Consider the following 576-nt stretch of genomic DNA (forward strand, 5'->3'; position numbering starts at 1 on the left):
TCGGCACCGGGGTGGGCGGCGACGACGACGGCCCACTGCCAGCCCTGATAGCCGTGCAGATGCGCAAGAAACCGGTGGGTGGCCGCGGCGGGGTCCTCGTAGCTGACGCCCAGGTAGTCGCCGACGGCGTCGGCCCCGCTGAACTCCACGACCGCAGCCCTGGCCTGGTCCACCGCGCCCGTAAGCACGGCCGCCAACCCCTCGGGCCACTCGGCCACGGTCGCCACGGCGGATTCCTCGATGGGCCCCGTCACGCTGTCCCCTTCCTGCATTGCGTTTCCAATACTAGGTTGGCGAGCCACGCCCCGTTACCTGCAGACGCATGTCGTCGGCATGAGGGAGAATCAGGACGTGTCTGGACGGCGGCGTGACGATCAGGGCCGCGTGGCCTCGAATCCGGGTCGTCGGCCTCGCAACGGGGCCGCCCACCAGCATCCGGGCACGGCCAACTACCCCGCCGATGAGGGCGATCACCGCCGACCACGCCGGCCACCGCCGATGCCGAGCGCCAATCGCTACCTGCCGCCCATCGGCGAGCAGCCTGAGCCGGAGCGCCGCGACAGCACACCGCCGCGC

At 71.5% G+C, this 576-nt stretch carries 1 protein-coding gene and 1 pseudogene; one reads left to right on the top strand and one right to left on the bottom strand.

Features of this window, described 5'->3' with window-relative positions; translation table 11 throughout:
- A partial coding sequence (locus tag A9X04_RS18180) for a DUF3027 domain-containing protein (protein ID WP_156764408.1) occupies positions 1-254 on the bottom strand: 254 nt, incomplete at its 3' end.
- A gap of 97 nt (positions 255-351) precedes the next feature.
- Here A9X04_RS18180 and A9X04_RS31585 point away from each other — a divergent pair.
- Positions 352-576: pseudogene (locus tag A9X04_RS31585) on the top strand (MFS transporter); the annotation flags it as partial.

Source organism: Mycobacterium sp. E3247 (assembly GCF_001667785.1).
GTDB lineage: Bacteria > Actinomycetota > Actinomycetes > Mycobacteriales > Mycobacteriaceae > Mycobacterium.